Source organism: Aliiroseovarius subalbicans (assembly GCF_022678625.1).
In the GTDB taxonomy this organism is placed as follows: Bacteria; Pseudomonadota; Alphaproteobacteria; order Rhodobacterales; family Rhodobacteraceae; genus Aliiroseovarius_A; species Aliiroseovarius_A subalbicans.
The window spans coordinates 824319-842322 of record NZ_JALBYQ010000001.1 but is presented as its reverse complement, the minus strand read 5'-3'; the positions used below and the strand labels follow the sequence as shown (position 1 = coordinate 842322).

General features: G+C 60.8%; 24 protein-coding genes and 1 tRNA gene. 15 read left to right on the top strand and 10 right to left on the bottom strand.

The window, feature by feature from the left end:
- Positions 1-4 precede the first annotated feature (4 nt).
- Together MN188_RS04150 and MN188_RS04145 are read right to left on the bottom strand one after the other, a co-directional pair.
- Positions 5-1132 (bottom strand): polysaccharide biosynthesis/export family protein, encoded by a 1128-nt coding sequence (locus MN188_RS04150; RefSeq protein WP_242107378.1) that lies wholly within the window; start codon positions 1130-1132, stop codon positions 5-7.
- A 113-nt stretch (positions 1133-1245) separates the two neighbouring features.
- Positions 1246-2538, bottom strand: coding sequence for a capsule biosynthesis protein (locus MN188_RS04145; RefSeq protein WP_242106333.1), 1293 nt, complete (start codon positions 2536-2538; stop codon positions 1246-1248).
- Positions 2539-2743: 205 nt separating this feature from the next.
- Between MN188_RS04145 and MN188_RS04140 the strand changes: the two genes are divergently transcribed.
- The 5 genes from MN188_RS04140 (at position 2744) to nusB (ending at position 6670) form a co-directional block, all read left to right on the top strand.
- Positions 2744-3334 (top strand): riboflavin synthase, encoded by a 591-nt coding sequence (locus MN188_RS04140; protein WP_242106332.1) that lies wholly within the window; start codon positions 2744-2746, stop codon positions 3332-3334.
- 67 nt (positions 3335-3401) lie between these two features.
- The gene (locus MN188_RS04135) at positions 3402-4370 is read left to right on the top strand and encodes an MBL fold metallo-hydrolase (RefSeq protein WP_242106331.1); all 969 of its coding nucleotides are present in this window, start codon (positions 3402-3404) and stop codon (positions 4368-4370) included.
- 150 nt (positions 4371-4520) lie between these two features.
- Complete coding sequence (gene ribB / locus MN188_RS04130; protein ID WP_242106330.1) at positions 4521-5651, top strand: 3,4-dihydroxy-2-butanone-4-phosphate synthase; 1131 nt, start codon at positions 4521-4523, stop codon at positions 5649-5651.
- A gap of 3 nt (positions 5652-5654) precedes the next feature.
- Entirely contained in the window at positions 5655-6206 is a 552-nt protein-coding gene (locus MN188_RS04125) for a 6,7-dimethyl-8-ribityllumazine synthase (RefSeq protein WP_242106329.1), read from the top strand.
- A complete protein-coding gene (gene nusB, locus MN188_RS04120; RefSeq protein ID WP_242106328.1) occupies positions 6203-6670 on the top strand; it encodes a transcription antitermination factor NusB in 468 nt (155 codons plus the stop codon). Before MN188_RS04125 ends, nusB begins: the two co-directional genes overlap by 4 nt.
- A 165-nt stretch (positions 6671-6835) precedes the next feature.
- On the opposite strand, the gene MN188_RS04115 is transcribed toward nusB, so the two are convergent.
- Positions 6836-7081 carry a hypothetical protein gene (locus tag MN188_RS04115; protein ID WP_242106327.1) on the bottom strand — a complete coding sequence of 82 codons (246 nt, stop codon included), beginning with the start codon at positions 7079-7081 and terminating at the stop codon, positions 6836-6838.
- Between the two features lie 191 nt (positions 7082-7272).
- On the opposite strand from MN188_RS04115, the gene MN188_RS04110 reads away from it, so the two are divergent.
- The gene (locus MN188_RS04110; RefSeq protein ID WP_242106326.1) at positions 7273-7581 is read left to right on the top strand and encodes a hypothetical protein; all 309 of its coding nucleotides are present in this window, start codon (positions 7273-7275) and stop codon (positions 7579-7581) included.
- A 235-nt stretch (positions 7582-7816) separates the two neighbouring features.
- On the opposite strand, the gene MN188_RS04105 is transcribed toward MN188_RS04110, so the two are convergent.
- The gene (locus MN188_RS04105; RefSeq protein WP_242106325.1) at positions 7817-8224 is read right to left on the bottom strand and encodes an SRPBCC family protein; all 408 of its coding nucleotides are present in this window, start codon (positions 8222-8224) and stop codon (positions 7817-7819) included.
- Positions 8217-8543, bottom strand: a complete 327-nt coding sequence (locus MN188_RS04100) for an ArsR/SmtB family transcription factor (protein ID WP_242106324.1) — start codon at positions 8541-8543, stop codon at positions 8217-8219. Before MN188_RS04100 ends, MN188_RS04105 begins: the two co-directional genes overlap by 8 nt.
- A gap of 162 nt (positions 8544-8705) precedes the next feature.
- On the opposite strand from MN188_RS04100, the gene MN188_RS04095 reads away from it, so the two are divergent.
- Together MN188_RS04095 and MN188_RS04090 are read left to right on the top strand one after the other, a co-directional pair.
- A complete protein-coding gene (locus MN188_RS04095) occupies positions 8706-9137 on the top strand; it encodes an MmcB family DNA repair protein (RefSeq protein ID WP_242106323.1) in 432 nt (143 codons plus the stop codon).
- A gap of 60 nt (positions 9138-9197) precedes the next feature.
- Entirely contained in the window at positions 9198-10730 is a 1533-nt protein-coding gene (locus MN188_RS04090) for an MBL fold metallo-hydrolase (RefSeq protein ID WP_242106322.1), read from the top strand.
- A gap of 7 nt (positions 10731-10737) precedes the next feature.
- Here the strand turns inward: MN188_RS04090 and MN188_RS04085 are convergent, their stop codons facing one another.
- Entirely contained in the window at positions 10738-10935 is a 198-nt protein-coding gene (locus tag MN188_RS04085; protein ID WP_242106321.1) for a DUF6324 family protein, read from the bottom strand.
- 106 nt (positions 10936-11041) lie between these two features.
- Here MN188_RS04085 and MN188_RS04080 point away from each other — a divergent pair.
- A tRNA-His gene (locus MN188_RS04080) sits at positions 11042-11118 on the top strand.
- A gap of 11 nt (positions 11119-11129) precedes the next feature.
- Here MN188_RS04080 and MN188_RS04075 read toward each other — a convergent pair.
- Both MN188_RS04075 and MN188_RS04070 read right to left on the bottom strand, forming a co-directional pair.
- On the bottom strand, positions 11130-11393 hold the full coding sequence (locus MN188_RS04075; protein WP_242106320.1) for a YfiM family lipoprotein: 264 nt from the start codon (positions 11391-11393) through the stop codon (positions 11130-11132).
- Between the two features lie 190 nt (positions 11394-11583).
- Positions 11584-11898, bottom strand: a complete 315-nt coding sequence (locus MN188_RS04070) for a DUF6476 family protein (protein WP_242106319.1) — start codon at positions 11896-11898, stop codon at positions 11584-11586.
- Between MN188_RS04070 and MN188_RS04065 the strand changes: the two genes are divergently transcribed.
- From MN188_RS04065 to MN188_RS04040, 6 genes are all read left to right on the top strand, one after another.
- A complete protein-coding gene (locus MN188_RS04065) occupies positions 11897-12946 on the top strand; it encodes an RluA family pseudouridine synthase (RefSeq protein WP_242106318.1) in 1050 nt (349 codons plus the stop codon). The two genes, MN188_RS04070 and MN188_RS04065, sit on opposite strands and share 2 nt — an antisense overlap.
- A 143-nt stretch (positions 12947-13089) precedes the next feature.
- The gene (rpoH, locus tag MN188_RS04060; RefSeq protein ID WP_242106317.1) at positions 13090-13986 is read left to right on the top strand and encodes an RNA polymerase sigma factor RpoH; all 897 of its coding nucleotides are present in this window, start codon (positions 13090-13092) and stop codon (positions 13984-13986) included.
- Positions 13987-14061: 75 nt separating this feature from the next.
- A complete protein-coding gene (locus tag MN188_RS04055) occupies positions 14062-15045 on the top strand; it encodes a Gfo/Idh/MocA family protein (protein WP_242106316.1) in 984 nt (327 codons plus the stop codon).
- Between the two features lie 45 nt (positions 15046-15090).
- Complete coding sequence (locus MN188_RS04050; protein ID WP_242106315.1) at positions 15091-15537, top strand: baeRF12 domain-containing protein; 447 nt, start codon at positions 15091-15093, stop codon at positions 15535-15537.
- 12 nt (positions 15538-15549) lie between these two features.
- The gene (locus MN188_RS04045; RefSeq protein WP_242106314.1) at positions 15550-15858 is read left to right on the top strand and encodes a DUF4389 domain-containing protein; all 309 of its coding nucleotides are present in this window, start codon (positions 15550-15552) and stop codon (positions 15856-15858) included.
- 485 nt (positions 15859-16343) lie between these two features.
- Complete coding sequence (locus MN188_RS04040; protein ID WP_242106313.1) at positions 16344-16655, top strand: hypothetical protein; 312 nt, start codon at positions 16344-16346, stop codon at positions 16653-16655.
- A 205-nt stretch (positions 16656-16860) separates the two neighbouring features.
- Here MN188_RS04040 and MN188_RS04035 read toward each other — a convergent pair whose 3' ends face one another.
- Both MN188_RS04035 and MN188_RS04030 read right to left on the bottom strand, forming a co-directional pair.
- Positions 16861-17385 carry a GFA family protein gene (locus MN188_RS04035; protein ID WP_476726576.1) on the bottom strand — a complete coding sequence of 175 codons (525 nt, stop codon included), beginning with the start codon at positions 17383-17385 and terminating at the stop codon, positions 16861-16863.
- On the bottom strand, positions 17382-17924 hold the full coding sequence (locus MN188_RS04030) for a GFA family protein (protein ID WP_242106312.1): 543 nt from the start codon (positions 17922-17924) through the stop codon (positions 17382-17384). Before MN188_RS04030 ends, MN188_RS04035 begins: the two co-directional genes overlap by 4 nt.
- Positions 17925-18004 lie beyond the last annotated feature (80 nt).

The window sequence follows — 18004 nt, the reverse complement described above, 5'->3', positions numbered from 1 at the left end:
CGCGTCAGTTGGCCAGATCGGCCAGTGTGTTCACTGTGCCCGCTGCGCTGATCGTCGAGGTGACTGCTGTCAGAACCTTGGTCCACTGCACATAGGGTGCTTCCGTCACATAAACGGTGTCGCCATCGCGGATCACGAAATCACGCGCCATGAACATGCCGTTAGGCTCGGTCAGGTTCAGCACATAGACCATGCGCTGCGCGCCAACCAAATCGGTGCGGCCCAGGACAGCGTTGGAGATCTCGGCGGCCTCGTTGCGGAAGATGAAGACGCCGGTCGGGTCGGCGGTCTGGCTTTGCAGCCCGCCCACTTGTGCGATTGCTTCGATGGCAGATAGCGTCTGGCTTTCGAACCCAACGCGGCTTTGCGCGCCGGTCGCCCCCAGCGCGGTGAAGGCGCGGGTGTCCTCCTCGACCAGGATGCGGTCACCGCCACGCAGGGCGATGTCGAAATCGGGGTTGCGGAACAGGTCCTCGAACCAAATCTCTCCGGTCTGGCTGCCGCGAATGATCTTAACCCGGGCAATCTCGGGTTCGATGGTCACACCGCCAGCCCGCGCCAGCATGGCGTTCAGCGTGCGCGTGGGGCGTTCAATCGGATATACACCCTGACCGCCGACCGAGCCGGTGATCGTGACGGTCGAGCCGTCGCCAGCCAGGCGGCGCACCATGACTTGCGGGTCGGGCGTCTGGCTTTCCAGCTTTTCGGTGATGATGCGGCGGATCGCTTCGGGGCTGTTGCCCGAGGCGCGAATGCGGCCTGCATAGGGAATGAAGATATTGCCCGATCCGTCGACCTGCACCTCTTCCAACGACGCGGGGGCGCCCGCGGTGGCCAGAATGCCGTCTTCGACGTTTTCCCAGATCGACACGCCCAGCGTATCACCCGGGCGGATCGTGTCGGATCCGATGACGCCGGCGCCGGTCAACTTGGCGTCGAAGCCAAGGGCGGGCACGATGGCGGTGGCGCGGGTGACGTGGTCGTTCACGGACACGATGAAAGCATCGCCGTCTTTCTGCACGCTGCCGCGGAAAATCTCGGCCTTGTTCGGGCCGACACGGGGCAAGCCGCACGCAGCAAGGCCTGCAACAAGTGCCACAAGGGTCGCGCGACGCGCCCAGGTTTTTCCCATGATGTTCACTGCTCGGGCTCCTTTTGTGGAGTTCTGCCTCGGAATTTTTATCTTTGTTTTTTGCCAACCTACGCGTAGGGCGAATAAAAATCCAGCCCCCGATTCGGGCCTTGTTATTTCACCACGTGCAACTGTTGCCGTGGGGCCGCGGTGCCCCGCGCCAGCGCCTCATAGGGATCATCGGGCGCCAGCATCATGTCGACCACTTGCCGCAGTAACTGCCTGCGTCCGCGCGCCGAATAAAACCCTCCGGCGATCTGCGAAGTTTCCAGCAGGTAGTGGCGATAATCACGATAGGCCCGGCTTTCGGGCCGAGTCGGCTGGGCGAAAAACGCCTCAAGCGGCTGGGTCGAAACGAACTCGGGCTTGTCAAAGACCGCGCGGCCAAACACCTTCAACGGCTGGCCGCGCCACAGCACCTGTTGCGCGGCGGTCGAGTTCACGGTGACCGAGCTGCGCGCGTGATCCAGCAGCTTGGCAAGCTTGCCGCCGCGTACGTAATGCACCCGGTCAGACACATCATGTTCATGCGCTAAGCGCTTGATTACCTTTCTCAACGGAACGCGACCGTCTTCCAGGGGGTGGGCCTTGAAAACCAGGTGGTGATGCGGCGGGGCGCCATCGCGAAACCCTGTGATCACAAGCTCCAGGAACTCGGTCATCGAGGAAAACGGGCTGTGCATCTGGAATGAGCTGTCGTGTTCAAGTTGCAATAGCGCCAGGTGATAGGGGAACCCACCGTATTTCACCCGCAAGGTCGCCGCGATCCGGTCCGCAGCCTGTGCGGGCATCAAAAGCAGCCGACGCAGATAGAGTTGGAACTCTTTCGTCACGCTCAATGACCGGTGCGGCCGGAAATTGCGATATTGTCGGTTCTGGAACATCACGAACCAATGATACAGCGCGCCATAGAAAATGTGGTGGCGCATGTCGCCCCAATGCGCCGGCGCTTCGGGAATGTCCATTTCAGCCTCGGCCAGGGCGGTCTGCATGTCGCTGACCGACAGGTCCATCAGCCGGGAGTTTCCGTTCGAGCCGCCACGCTCGTAGCTCACCCAGTAGGGGCGCAGGTATCCTTCCTCAAACACGTGCACTTGCACCCCATGATCACGAGCGATTTCAACAGCTTGCGCGTGGATGGGCCTTGTGTCGCCATAGAGCACGATATCGGTGATGTCATGGGTGGACAGGTGGCCTGCGAAGGTTTCGGGCCAGGCCTCTGGCAGGTCGGTGTAGGGCAGGTAGCTGGCGGCATCGTGCCAGAAGGCCCGGTCGCCCTGGTTGAAGCCAACACGCCAGACCTGGGCGCCGGCGGCGCGCAGCATCTTGCCCAAACGCCAGAAAAACGGCCCATGCGGTCCCTGTAGGAACAGAAAACGCCTGTTTTCGCCGGTTACGCCGTGCATCTTCAACCACTCTCCCCACGCAACCTGCGCGGTTTCGTCCTGTTTGGCCGCTAAACAGCGGATTGTCACGTGAAACCCGTATGTTGCCGACGCATCTGGCCAGAATATGACCGTTTCAGGCCGGTCTGGCGGCAGTTTGGGAAAGGAAAGGTTGCGCCGCCACCTGCGCGCGGGCATTTTCGGCGCGACCAAGAAGGAGACGAGAATGTTCACCGGGATCATCACCGACGTGGGGCGCATTGCCAGGCTGGAAAAGACCGGCGACCTGCATGCGCGGATCGAAACCGCCTATGACACTGGGGCGATCGACGTCGGTGCCTCGATTGCATCGGATGGCGTCTGCTTGACCGTCGTTGCCTTAGGTAAGGGCTGGTATGACGTTGATATTTCGGCGGAAACCGTCTCCAAGACCAATCTGGGGGACTGGGCGATTGGCGCGCGTGTGAACTTGGAGCGCGCCCTGAAGGTGGGCGACGAATTGGGCGGACACATCGTGTCGGGCCATGTCGACGGGGTGGCAGAAATCGTCGCGATGACGGACGAAGGCGAGTCCACGCGCGTGTCGTTTCGCGCCCCCGCTGCGCTGGCCCGGTTCCTCGCGCCCAAGGGCTCGGTCGCGCTGAACGGCACGTCGCTGACGGTGAACGAGGTTGAGGGCGACACGTTCGGCGTGAACCTGATTTCGCACACGAAAGAGGTGACGAACTGGGGCGATGCGCAGGTGGGCGACCGGGTGAACCTGGAGATCGACACTTTGGCGCGTTATGTGGCGCGGTTGGCGGAGTTCGACGGATAAGGGAGAAAACACCTTCCCCCACATTCCGGTTTCGGCATATGTTGGGCGAAACCTGAGGAGAATACCGATGAGCCTGATCAAACCCACACGCCGTGACCTGTTGCGCCTGGCCGCCGTTGCACCGGCCTTCGCCATGCCCTCCGCCGCCCGTGCCGCCGTTCTGACGCCCTCGGGCGCGGGAAACCCGGCGCATTTCCGGTTTGACCTGGGGGCCGCGAAAGTCACCATCGTGTCGGACGGGTATTTCACCATTCCCATGTCAGGCCAGGCGATGAATGCCTCGGAAGAGGAAAAGCTCGCCTTTCTGGCGGCGCATTATCAGGACAGCGAGGTCGGCTATTCCCACACCAACCACCTTTATGTGGAAATCGGTGAAGCGAAGGTGCTGGTCGATGTGGGGTCGGGCAGCCGCTTTGCCGAAACCGCCGGGCGGTTGATGGAGAACCTGGAGGCCGCCGGAATTGATCCTTATGCGATCACACACGTGGTGCTGACCCATGCGCACCCCGATCACATCTGGGGCATTCGCGACGATTTCGACGAACCGATCTTCCCGGATGCCGAATACATCATCGGCGCGGACGAATATGCCTGGTGGATGCAGGACGGACTGGTCGACCGGGTGGAACCGGCAATGCAGCAGATGGTCGTGGGGGCGGTGAACTCGCTGACCGCCGACGGGCTGGAATGGACCATGGCCGCGGACGGGCAGGAGGTCGTGCCGGGTGTGCGCCTGGTTGCCACGCCGGGTCACACGCCGGGGCATATGTCGGTGATGGTGGAAAGCGACGGGCAGAGCCTGATCGCGCTGGGGGACGCGATGAGCTCGACCTGGCTGAACTTTGCCCATCCCGAATGGTTCAACGGCTTTGACCATGATGGTGACATGACAGTGCAAACGCGCCTGCGCCTGATGGACATGGTGGCGACGGACCGGATCGCGGTGCTGGGATACCATTTCCCATTCCCGGGCGTGGGCCATGTGGCACGGCGCGGCGACGCGTTCGAATTCGTGCCCGCGTTGTGGCAGTTCTGAGCGTTTCCAAGCGGCGTGGCTGCGCCACACAGTTTTTTTGATTGGCGCCCGGCCGAAACGCTGCGTTTTCGACGGTAACCCTGTCGCTTTGCGCACTGGCGCTTGGCGCGTGGCTGCGCTATCTCGCAGGGGTGTCAACGGAGAGCCCGCATGCCTGACAGCACCACTTACGACAACCCCGGACCGGTCGAGGCTGGCCTGGCCGACGCGATTTCCTCGGCCGAGGAAATCATCGAGGACGCCCGCCAGGGGCGGATGTATATTCTTGTGGACCATGAGGACCGCGAGAATGAAGGCGATCTGGTGATCCCTGCCGAGGATGCGGACGCCGCCGCGATCAATTTCATGGCCACCTATGGCCGCGGGCTGATCTGCCTGCCGATGCCCGCCGCGCGGATTGATGAGCTGGGCTTGTCGATGATGGCGACGTTCAATTCGTCGCGCCACGAAACCGCCTTCACCACCTCGATCGAGGCGCGCGAAGGCGTGTCCACCGGGATTTCCGCTGCCGACCGCGCCTTGACCGTGTCCGTGGCGATCAACCCCGACAATGGCCCGGCCGAGATTGCCACCCCTGGCCACGTCTTCCCCCTGCGCGCCCGTGAGGGCGGCGTGTTGGTGCGCGCCGGTCACACCGAAGCCGCCGTGGACATCAGCCGCTTGGCGGGCAAGACACCCGCCGGTGTGATTTGTGAGATCATGAACGACGACGGCACCATGGCGCGACTGCCGGACCTGGTGGAATTCTCAAAGAAACACGGGCTGAAAATCGGCACGATCAGCGACCTGATCGCCTATCGCCGCCGCCACGACAATTTGGTGCGCGAAACGGCGCGTGAGGATGTGAGTTCGGAGTTTGGAGGCGACTGGGGCATGCGGCTGTTCACCGATCAGGTGAACGGGGTTGAACATGTGGTGATGGTCAAGGGCGATATCACCACGCCGGATCCGGTTCTGGTGCGCACCCATGCGCTGACCGCGGCCTCGGACCTGCTGGGTCTGGGCCCGAAACCGGCGGGCGAGCTGCACCGCGCGATGGAGATCATCGCGGATGAGGGCAGGGGCGTTGTTTGCCTGTTCCGCGAGCCGCGCAAGACCTTGCACACAAGCGAGGAAGAAGGCCCGCGCACGGTGCGTCAGATCGGGCTGGGCAGCCAGATTCTGTCGGCACTGGGCTTGCATGATATGATCCTGCTGACCGACAGTCCGGAAACGCAATATGTCGGTCTGGATGCCTATGGGCTGAACATCGTGGCGACGAAACCGATTTACGGAGAGTGACAGATGGCTGGACATGAACAGCACCACATCCTGGAGCGCCCCAGCTTTGACAAGCCGGTGAAGCTTTTGATCGTCGTAGCGCCTTATTACAAGGATATTGCCGACAATCTGGTGGCAGGGGCGAAAGCCGAGATCGAGGCGGCAGGCGGCAGCTGGGACATCGTCGAGGTGCCCGGGGCGCTGGAAGTGCCCACCGCGATCGCGATTGCAGATCGGACGTCGAATTTTGACGGCTACGTGGCGCTTGGCTGCGTCATTCGCGGTGAAACCACCCATTACGACACGGTCTGTAATGACAGTTCGCGAGCGATCCAGATGATGGGCCTGAATGGTCTGTGTATCGGCAATGGCATCCTGACGGTGGAAAACCGCCGCCAGGCCGAGGTGCGCGCCGATACCGCAGACCAGAACAAAGGTGGCGGCGCGGCCGCTGCGGCCTTGCATCTGGTGGCACTTTCGCGCAAATGGTCGCGCGCCAGCAAAGGTGTCGGGTTCAAGACGATCTCGGACCAGATCAAACTGGCAGGCGATACGAAGGATACCCCCACCGCATGACCCTTTCCGGCAACCAGAAACGTCAGATGAAATCCGCCGCTCGGCTGTTCGCGGTGCAGGCGCTGTTCCAGATGGAGCATTCCGGCCTGACCATTGATAAGATCCGGGTGGAGTTCGAGGATCACCGCTTCGGTGAGCATTTCGACGATTACGACATGGCCGAGGGCGACGTGACCCTGTTTCGTGCCCTGATCGAAGATGCGGTGACCCATCAGGCGAAGATCGACCAGATGACCGACCGGGCACTGGTGGCGAAATGGCCGATTGCCCGCATCGACCCGACCCTGCGCGCGCTGTTTCGTGCCGCCGGTGCCGAGCTGACCCAAAGCAAGACCCCGCCCAAGGTCGTGATCAGCGAATTCGTCGACATCGCCAAGGCGTTCTTCCCGCAAGGGGATGAGGCCAAGTTCGCCAACGCCGTGATGGACCACATGGCGCGTGAGGCCAAGCCGGACGCGTTCTGAGCGCTTGGCCCAGCAGGGTCTCGATCGCAAACCGGGCGGCGTGGCTGTCAATTTCCGACCGCGTGACCTGTGCAAGCCAGTCGTGTGACGGTTCCGCAAGCAGGGTAGCACCGTCAGGCGTGACCGTATCGGCCATCGCCAGGGTTGCGTTGTTCAGGACCAGCATCAAGGACCCATGATGCCCTTCGCGTCCTTGCCGACGCTGCGGATCGTGATGCGGTTGGTTTTTGCGGGCGTGGTCAGTTTGCACAGCAACAGGCCAACGGCCTCGGCGGCCTTCAGGGCGTCAACGGCCGATTGCGGCACGATGATAGGACGCGGGGCGGCCTGCGGCGCCCAGTTGCCTGGGGAGGGGTCTTGTGGTGTCACCTCTTTCAGGACGCTTTTGAGCCGGGAGTGAGATTTAAGCATTGGACACCTGATATCAAAACTGGTCCGGTCAAACCTGTTGAAAACATGTTCCGAAGTTTTGCCAAAAAAACGTCAATTTGAAGGGACGGCGCGCCCGTACCGGCTGAAACCCGCCCCTGCGACCGCCTGCCGCTTTCACTCGCGCGAAAGGGCTCTAAACTGGCCGGATATGATTCATCCCGGAGACAGACATGCCCAAACTCGTCCGCCTTTACATCAAACAGGTTCTGATCGGCTTCGGCCTGTCGGGGATTTTCGTCGCGGGGCTGCTTTATACCAACGTGGGCAACCTGTGGCACCTGGTCTCAACCTCGGACATGGGGCTGATCGCGGTGATCATGCTGTTCATGTTCCACGGCATCGTCTTTGCCGGAGTGCAGTTCGCTATCGTCATCATGCGCATGGGCGAAGAGGGTGGTAAACCTTCGGGCGGCAAACGCGCGCCTGTCGCCACCAACATCCCGGTGCCCGTCAAAGCGACGGCGCCGAAACGCGGCTGAGTTCATATCACGCGAAAAGGTGAAGTGGCGGAACCGCGCGCAACCGTCGGGGCAGCTAATTCCCGAGGACCTGTATGTACAGGTGGGCGCCAGGTAAGTGGACCACGGTCCAAACAGAGCCAGCTCCCTCGGATTTGCTTAAGGCCACCGGAATTTGACCCCATTGACGAGAAGGGCAGAACCGCCACTGTCCTAGATAGGTTGCAGCGGCGGTTTCGGCAAGGGGCAGACGGGGTTAGCCGTGGATCGCGCTGCGCATCCGGGCAAAATGTTCATCCCAGCCCTTGTCCAGCGCCATCGACAGACCGAAAGCCTCGACGCTGTCGGGCAGACCGGAGTGTTCCAACGACAAGCGTGTGCCGCCCGCAACCGCGTCCAGTTTCCATTTCACCTGGCTGGTCGCGCCGTTCATCGGCGTGATCGAAAATGTGTATTCCAACCGGTCATGCGGCTCAAACACCGACACGTCACCCCACATCAGTTTGTCGCCACTGTCCGCGCCATACATTGCGTATTCCCCGGCGCTCAGCGGCTGTTTGGGGGCGTGGAACCAGATCGCCAGCTTGTCGGGTTGGGTCAGGAAATCCCAAACCTCGGCTTTGTCGGCTTGCAGGAAGATGGTTTTGGAGATCGTATTATTCATGTGTCAGGTCCTTGTTTTCAATTGCATTTTTAAGAGCGTCCAGATGGGTATCCCAGAACTGGTCGAAGAAGCCTATCCAGTCGCGGATCGGGGACAGGGCCGCCGCATTCAAGGAGTTCAGAACCTCACGCCCCTGCGGGCGTACGCGGATCAGGTTGCCTTGTTCCAGTACCGTCAAGTGCTTCTTGACCGCCGCGCGGGTCATGTCGAAATGATCGGTCACCTGTGCGATGGTCATGTCGCCCCCGCCCAGAAGGTGCAGAATGTCACGCCGGGTTGGATCGGCGAGCGCGCGGAACGTGGGTTGCAGGTCTGGCATTGTGGCCTCATAGGATACCAAAAGGTATCACATTAATAGGCTACCAAAAGGTATCATGTCAACAATCTGTCCCCCTACAAGGTGTGATGCGACCCGATCTTGCCATTTGTTCACGAATTGTTCATGTTTGCGGACATGACCCAAATCTCTTCACCCTCTCCCATGCAACCCGGACAGCTTTTGGCCCGTGGCGTTTGCCGCCACATGCCCGCCTATGGCTTTGTGACGATTGAGGAATTCGTGCCCACGCGAGGGCTGCGGGTTGATGTGATGGCACTGGGTCCGAAGGGCGAGGTCTGGGTGATCGAATGCAAATCCAGTCGCGCGGATTTCGCGTCGGATCAGAAATGGCAGGGCTATCTTGACTGGTGCGACCGCTATTTCTGGGCGGTGGATGCGGATTTCCCCACCGATCTGCTGCCCGAGGGCACCGGGTTGATCATCGCCGACGCGTTTGATGCCGAGATCATCCGAATGGGGCCCGAGGACAAGCTGGCCCCGGCCCGGCGCAAGGTGATGGTGCAGAAATTCGCCCAACACGCCGCGCGCCGCCTGCACGCCCTGCGCGACCCCGGTGTCAGCCCGCTGTTTTGAGAAATCGCCAAAACTCGCTATGGTAGAGGCATTCCTTTACGGGCTTTGGAGGGCATTCCCATGCAGATCGGCGACACGGTGTTCATCGGCTATCCCCATTGCGTGCACTGGAAATCCCCCGGTGCGCAGGGCGCCAAAAAGGGAAAAACCGCGATCAACCAGTTGCTTTGGGGCGACTGGGCGCGGGTTTTGGATCTTGATGGCAGCTGGATCAAGATCCGCACGCGGGGCCGTGATGGCTGGGTGCGCGGGAACGATCTGCAAACCAACCGCATTCTTGAGGTCAACTTTGTCGATGTCGGGCAGGGCGATGGCGCCCATATCCAGACCCCGGATGATCGCGCCCTGGTCGTTGATGCGGGCGAGGCGGACAACATGTATCGCTTCCTGCGCTGGCGTTTCGGCCGCTTTCAGAACCGGTTTGATTTTGAGGCGATGGTGATCTCCCACCCGGACAAGGACCATTATCAGGGCTTCAGTGACTTGTTCGAGCATGAAAACGTTGGCATCGGCACGCTGTTTCACAATTGCATTGTCGAACAGGTGCAGAACGGAAGCTCGACCTTGGGGATGTATGAAAAACCCCCAGGGGCCACGAAAAAGCACGTGACCGGGCTGGTGCGTAGCCTGGCGGAGCTGCGCCTGATCACCGATGACGCGGCGCGCCGGGGCAGGCGGCTCTATCCCAATCTGATGCGCAGTGCGGTGGAGAGCGGCCGGGTCGGTGATATCCTGGGTCTACTGGCCAGCGATGACACCACCAGCCCGGCTTACTTGCCGGGATTCGCGCCGCAGGACGGGCGCGGAATGGTCGTGAAGGTGCTGGGGCCGCTGCCGACGCACTTTGCCGGTGGGCTGACCGGCTTGCCTGGCTTTGGCAGCACCGGCAAGACCAAGAACGGCCATTCCGTCGTGCTGCAGATCGAGATTGGTGACGTGCGCATCCAGCTGGGGGGCGATCTGAATGCGCCCGCGCAGGATTACCTGTTGGAACGCTACACCGGGCTAAGCCACCCGCCGCACAGCGCGGGCGAGGAGGATCGGATCGTCACCGCCGCGCGCGATGTGTTCGAAGCCGACATAACCAAAGCTTGTCACCACGGCAGCCCGGACGTCGCACCCGCCTTCATGCGTGCGGTGAACCCATTGGTGACTGTCGTGTCCAGCGGCGACAACGAACCGCACGCCCACCCGCGCCCTGATACGCTGGGCATGATCGGGCGTTATGGCCGGGGCGATCGACCGCTGATCTTTTCGACCGAGCTGGCGCGATCGGCCCGTGAGACGATCAAGCATCCCAATCTGGTGCGGCGCGAGCTGCGCGCCGAGTTGGCGAAGAATGAGACGGTGCTGGCCGATCCGACCGCCACCCAGGCGCAAAAGGACAAGGCCGAAGAGGCGATCCAGAAGAGCCTGCGCGTGATCGAACGTAGTGTGGCGAATTATGGCATGATCAACTTGCGCACGGATGGGCGCAACGTGGTGATGGCACAGCGACTGGAACGCGACCGTTCGAAATCCGTGCGCTGGGACGTGCATCAGTTTGAGCCGGACCAGACCGGCCGACTGCAATACCTGTCACGCGGGCACTAACGAAGGGTCAGCGCGTTTTGCCGGCCACCGCGCGGGCCTGTTCGGCTGCGGCGCGAATTTCCTCGGCGATGTCGTCGGCTTCGTCCGGGTCAAAATCTAGCGGAAGATCGATTCCGGCGCCTTCGATGTACAGGCGCACCATGCCGTGATCGGTCGGGCCGATTTGCAGGTTTGCGGCGATGTCGCTTTCGCTGTTGATGCCCATCTCGGCCTCCTTGATGCATGAAGCTTCCGGTTACGCCGCTTCGGTGCGTTTTTCAAGTCCGCGCCTCTTGCAATGCCCGGTAGGGGCGGGTAAATGCAACGCCAGTGCCGACATAGCTCAGTAGGTTAGAGCGCTTGATTGTGGATCAAGAGGTCCCCCGTTCGAGCCGGGGTGTCGGTACCACCTTTCCCATCTCACCATTCAACCGCGAAACTGCACCCTCCTGCGGTAGCGACGGCGTCGTAACGGTCGACCACCCCGCCGAAGCGGGAATCAACTGCCTCTTTCGCCATACCCAGCCCGACAGCCGCCAGACAGCCAGTGACCGGGCTTCCCGTGTGTTTGGTGACGTAATGCTGCGTCAGCGCGCCAGCGGCATAGTGCATATCCTTGTCGGAGCCGACATAGGAAAAGCAGCCAGTTAGAAGCAGAAGGCTGGTGAGAAACACGAAACGCATCGGGACCTCGCTTGGGTCAGGGCTGGTCACAGCGCTATTGGTCACGCAAATCGCGTGTGCGGTCGCACCACCGGCTTTCTGTTTTGATCAACGCGGTCCAGCCCCCAGGCCCGCAGGTTTACCTAACGAGGTCTAAACGAACCCCGTTGAGTTTTCGACGTCTTTCCTAACGAATGGTTAATCCGTTGGCTCAGTCGCGGGCCGGCGCGATCTGCACGCTTTGGCGCAAATCACCGCTGGCGCGGTCGAAGATCAGGATCTCTTCGGCATCCGTCACCACTGCATACCAATCGCCTGCCTGGGTAAAACTCAACGCGCTGGCACCCTCGGGCAGGGCGATCTGATCGGGCAAGGGCGTGGTCGGCATTTCCTGAACCCGCATGACAATCACCGAAATCAGGATTATGAGACCCAGGATGGTTGTTGCGGTCAACGTGGTGACCAGGATTTTCAGAAACCGGACGGTTCCATCCAGACCGCTGTCCTCAATCGGAGTATCGTCCATGTCCGCGTCCATTTCGGTGCCTTTCGCCGAGCTTCAGGTCATCATCGCGGAAAACCCGCCTGCGCGTCTTGATAAGGCCATCGCACGCGATGTTCCAGAGGGGGCCGGGCTGTCGCGCTCGCGCTTGTCGCGGTTGATCGCGGACGGGGCGGTGTCGCGCGGTGGCGAGGTGGTTACAGATCCGCGCGCCAAGGTGGCGCAGGGCGATGTGTTCCAGATCACCGTGCCTGTGGCGCAAGAAAGTCATATTGGTCCGGAGGACATCCCGCTGGACATCGTCTATGAGGACACGGACCTGATCGTGGTCAACAAGCCTGCGGGCATGGTGGTGCACCCGGCTCCTGGCACGCCAGGCGGAACGCTGGTAAATGCGCTGTTGCACCATTGTGGTGATGACTTGTCCGGCGTCGGCGGGGTGGCCCGCCCGGGCATCGTGCACAGGATAGACAAGGAAACCTCGGGGCTGCTGGTGGTGGCGAAAAACGACATCGCGCATCAGGGTTTGGCGGCACAGTTCGAAAAGCATACCGTCGAGCGGCATTACCGCGCCGTGGTGCACGGCGTGCCGGACCACGCCGACCCGCGTCTGAACGGGGTGAAGGGGGTGAGCTTCGAAAAGGGCAACATTCTCAAGATCACCACGCAACTGGCGCGGCACAAGACCGACCGGCAGAAACAGGCGGTGCTGTTTCACGGCGGCCGCCACGCGGTGACGCGGGCGCGGGTGATCGAACGCTTTGGTCAGCCGACCCAGGCCACCCTGGTCGATTGCTGGCTGGAAACCGGCCGCACCCACCAGATCCGCGTGCACATGGCCCATGCGGGCCACGGGCTGATCGGGGATCCGACCTATGGTGGCCGACGCAAGCTGAACGCGAAGGCGATCGGTGCGGCGGCAATCGAAGCCGCGCGCAGCTTTCCGCGTCAGGCGCTGCATGCTGCGACACTGGGTTTTGTTCACCCGGTGAGTGGCGAAGACATGCGGTTCGAGGCACCGATGCCTGCCGATATGGCCCAGTTGATTGAAACTTTGCGCACATCGTCGTGAGGCAGCGACACAAGGCTTCAAACCCGACGGAAACGGGTTCATACATCGTTTAACTTTAGACGCTAACGGTCTTGAAAAAGGCCCGTGCGTTCTTATCTGAATGTTAAGCCTTGATACATTCAAGGAGGAACAGGGAGAGCTTTATGAGCAATTACAAAAACTTGCCCGCCCCGACGCCCGAAGGTGGGCTGAACCGATATCTTCAGGACATCCGGAAATTCCCGATGTTGGAGCCGGAGCAGGAATACATGCTGGCCAAGCGCTGGGTCGACCATCAGGACCGCGATGCGGCACACCAGATGGTGAATTCGCACCTGCGCCTGGCGGCCAAGATCGCCATGGGCTATCGCGGTTATGGCCTGCCGCAGGCCGAGGTGATCTCCGAGGCCAACGTGGGTCTGATGCAGGCGGTGAAGAAATTCGACCCCGAAAAGGGTTTTCGTCTGGCGACCTATGCCATGTGGTGGATTCGTGCCTCGATCCAGGAATACGTGCTGCGGTCGTGGTCGATGGTGAAACTGGGCACGACGTCCGCGCAGAAGAAACTGTTTTTCAACCTGCGCAAGGCCAAGGCCCGTATCGGCGCGCTGGAAGACGGCGATTTGCGCCCGGAAAACGTGAAACGCATTGCCACCGACCTGAACGTGACCGAGCAGGAAGTGATCTCGATGAACCGCCGCATGTCGGGTGGGGACGCGTCGCTGAACGCGACGATCTCGGCCGATGGTGAAGGCGCGATGCAGTGGCAGGACTGGTTGGAGGACGAAGATGCCGACCAGGCGGGCGACTATGCCGAGAAGGACGAGCTGGACGTGCGCCGCGACATGCTGGTGCAGGCGATGGACGTGCTGAACGACCGTGAAAAGGACATCCTGACCCAGCGCCGGTTGCAGGACAAGGCGGTCACGCTTGAGGACCTGTCGGGCGTCTATGACGTCAGCCGCGAACGCATTCGCCAGATCGAGGTGCGCGCGTTTGAAAAGCTGCAAAAGCGGATGCAGGAGCTGGCCGCGGAAAAAGGTCTGCTGGAACCGGCCTGATTCCGGTTAAGGCGTTGATCGAAAACCTGTCCGGGCCTAGGCTTCGGGCAGGTTTTTCACATTCAGGGGGCGGTGATGACACAGGTGACACGTTGGGGCATTCTGGGCGCGGCCAAATTCGCCCTTGAACACATGGGCCCCGCCATCCACGAGGCTCAGGACGCGAAGCTCGTGGCCCTGGCCACATCCAGCGCGGAAAAAGCGCGCCCTTTCATGGCCTTCTGCCCGGATATTGAAGTTTGCGACAGCTATGAGGCACTTTTGGCACGCGACGATATCGACGCGGTCTATGTGCCATTGCCGAACCACATCCACATCGAATGGAGCCGAAAGGCGCTTGAGGCGGGCAAGCATGTTCTATGCGAAAAGCCCATCGCCATGCGGGCCGAAGATATCGACGATCTGATTGCCTTGCGCGACCAAACCGGGCTGTTGGCCGCCGAGGCCTATATGATCGTGCATCATCCGCAATGGCGTCGCGCGCGCGACCTTGTTCAGGGGGGGGCGATCGGGGACCTCGTCCATGTGCAGGGCCATTTCAGCTATGACAATTCCGACGACCCCGGCAACATTCGCAATCACCCGCAGTTCGGCGGCGGCGGCATCCGCGACATCGGCGTCTATCCCTATGGTGCCACCAGGTTCGTGACGGGGCAGGAGCCGGTGACGGTTCGCGCGGTGATCGAGCGGGAGAACGGGGTCGACACCTATGCCCAAGTGAGTGCGGATTTCGAGGGCTTTCGTGGCGCGTTCACCACGTCGATGCGCATGAGCCTGTGGCAGGAAATGACCTTTCATGGCACCAAGGCCATCGTGCGTGTCCACGCCCCGTTCAACGCGGGCACCTTCGGTGAAAGCGCGGTTGAACTGCGCAGCTCGGACGGTCGACGCCAGATCGACCGCTTTCCGGACGTGCGCCAATACAAGCTTCAGGTTGAAGCCTTCGGGCGCAGTGTGCAGACCGGCGTGCCATATCCGTGCCCTCTGGAATTTAGCCGCGGCACCCAGCGCATGATCGACATGGTGTTCGACGCCGGGCATGAACGCCGCAGCCCTTGAAAACAAGGCCCATCGACCCCATGTGACTTATGAAAGGGGGTTACGATGAAAGCAGTTAGAACGCTCGTTGTTATCGCCAATGAGGCCAATGCCCGCCTGTTTGAAAACGAAGGCGTCGGCAAGGGTCTGAGCTTGCTGGAAAGCCTCGACAAGACGCAATTCGCGGATGCTGAGACGCGGTATGCGGATGCGCCGGGGAAATCGTCGGCCGCGCCGGGAATGGCGGGGCATGCGATGGACCGGAACCAAAGCGAACGGGACCAGATGCGCGAAGCCTTTGCCCGCCACGTGCTGAACGCGGCCGAGGCGCAATGGAAACGCGGTGGGTTTGACCGGCTCGCGATGTCCGCATCGCCCAAGATGCTGGGCAGCCTGCGCGCTGGTTTGAGCGCGCCGTTGAAAGGGGCCTTGGCGGTCGATCTGGACAAGGATCTGAGCCACGCGACTCCGGCCGAATTGGTGGACCATTTCGGCAAACACATCGTCTTTTGAGAGGAGGACGCCATGACACATGAGACTGTTGCTCCCCAAGTGTTGGAAGAGCCCAAAACCGCTGAGAAAACCGGCAACAATGATAATATCTGGATGCGTGGCCTGTTCATGCTGATCCTGATCGTTCTGTTCGGCGTGGCTGAATTCCTTCTGGGTCTGGCCGCGGTCATTCAATTCTTCTGGATGCTGATCGGCAAAGAGAAGAACGAAATGATCTCGGATTTCGGCAAGGATCTTGCCGCTTGGCTGGCGAAGGTCGCCGAATTCCAGACTGGCGTCACCGAAGACAAGCCGTTTCCGTTCACGCGACGCGCGCAGTAGGCCGCGACGCGGTCCTGAGCGCCTGTGCGAAGAAACAACAGGCGGCCTGACATTCGTTGACAAGCGGACCAGGGTCGCTGCGGGCAGGGGGCTCCGCTTACGCAGATGTGCTGAGTTTGCTCGGCGGGGTGATTGCTCACCGCGCCGAGCATTTGTTTGATGAAGTCCCACTTGCTAAAAATCGCGCCGGAGTCGGCGCGTCACTTCGGTTGGTCCATCCAAGCCTTATGGCCCGGCTGGAGCTGGGGAGTTGGTACACAGGAGTTCCACAGACCCCGCTTTGTCGCGGCGGCTTTCAGGGGGATGGCGGATACATCAAGCAGCACTGGCGACAGATTTTCTTTGCCGGGCCGGCAGCCTGTCGTAGGGTGGCAGGGCACAATTCAGGGCGACAGATGGCAGGCACAAAAACGCCCCAGCCAAATCGAAGCGTAGTTTATTAAAGACTTCGCGCCCTGTGCGACGCATTTTTTTAGGAGGTGACAATGACGTGCTGCAATGAATGTAAAGACCGAAAGGAAATGGTCGAGGCCGCCAGTGAGTGGATGAACGGCGTTCGGACCGGGCAAACGCGATCCGTGACGTTATACTTCGACGATGGGCATGTCGCGACGGGACGGTTCAACGGCTTGCACGACGGATTTTTCACCTTCTCGAACGAACGCAACCCCGGGCCACGACCGGGCAACAGCAGCGACACCGCATGGCGCCGAGAGGACCACCCTTATTGCAACGTCAAGCGGATCCGACGTGATTATTACAAAGAATACGGATCAGACCGGCAGTACGGCGAATAAGGCGTGCCCCGCGTCGGGTTTATCCCGGCACGGGGCAATGGAAAGCCAAGTGAGAGGAGTGCAGGGGCGAATGACCGCTGCGAGGCCATTGCGGTCCCATGTCGCGATCGCAGCATTGTTCACATCGGATGGATTCGGCCTTTCGCCAGGGCCTGCACAGTTTCGCCTTTCACGCAAAACCCAGAAACGGGTGCCATCGCAAGGGCTAGCGTTTGAGCCTTTCTATTGTCTCGCGTAGCGCATCGCGCCTTTTCAGGTTTTCCGATGACCACGTCTCGTCGGTCTCGTAATACTCTTGGACCGCCAATGCGCCGGGTGGCAGTCGAACCCATTGCAGTTTGGTTGACGTGTATATGTGGACATCCGGGGGCAGGCTTTCCGGCGTGTCGAGTGTGCCCACCCGAATGAAGTAGATCAGGTCCGTGAGTCCGCTGGTCATCACGAGGTACTCACTCCAGACGGCGACCTTGCAATTCGGGCATCGCGCGATCCGTTGGCCGCTCCCCCCCGGAGTTTCAATGAGTGTGTTTTCGATCTGACCCTTCGTGATCGTAACGCGGTCCGCCTCAATTAACGCATTTGTGGCGAACGCCGTCCCGGTCTGCCTTTGGCACCATGTGCAGTGGCATCCATGGACGATAAGCGGTGTGTCTTCCATCCTGTAACGGACGTGACCACAAGTGCAGCCGCCTTCAAGATACCCCCCCGGTGTGTTTGAAGTATCGGTCATTTGGCAGGCCGCCGCTGTTGCCGCCACGGCTTTTCCATCCCGGCTGCCTGGTCCAGGGTCTCCAGACGTGACAGGCTTTCTTCGGACCAGGTGTTGTCGACATCGTAGAATTCCTCAACAGCCTGGTCATCTGGCGGCAGTATGACCCAAGGCTGTTTGCTGGACGTAAAGATATGGACGTCTGGCGGGAAACGGTCGGGGTTATCCAGTGATCCAACGCGAAGGAAGCGAACACGCTCCCTCAGCCCACCCATGTGGTAGTTGCTCCAAACCGCGACCCGGCATTTCGGGCAGCGTGCAATCGTTTGTCCCTGGCCGCTCGGCGATGGGATGGTTAGTTCTTCAATATCTCCCGAAAGAACCGTCACGCGGTTGGCTTCGATCAGTGCATTGAGCGCGAATGCCGTGCCCGTTTGACGCTGACACCACCGACAATGGCAACAATGAGTTATCATCGGGTCTGACTTGACCTGATAGCGAATGTGCCCACAGGTGCAGCCCCCCTCGCAAGGCTCAAAATCGCTAGGCATGTGGTCCATCCCCCTTAATTGCGTTGGCAAGGCTTGCCTGAATTTTTGTTGCTTAAAGGGTCTCACCGCTGCACGCTTTTGTGAACCCG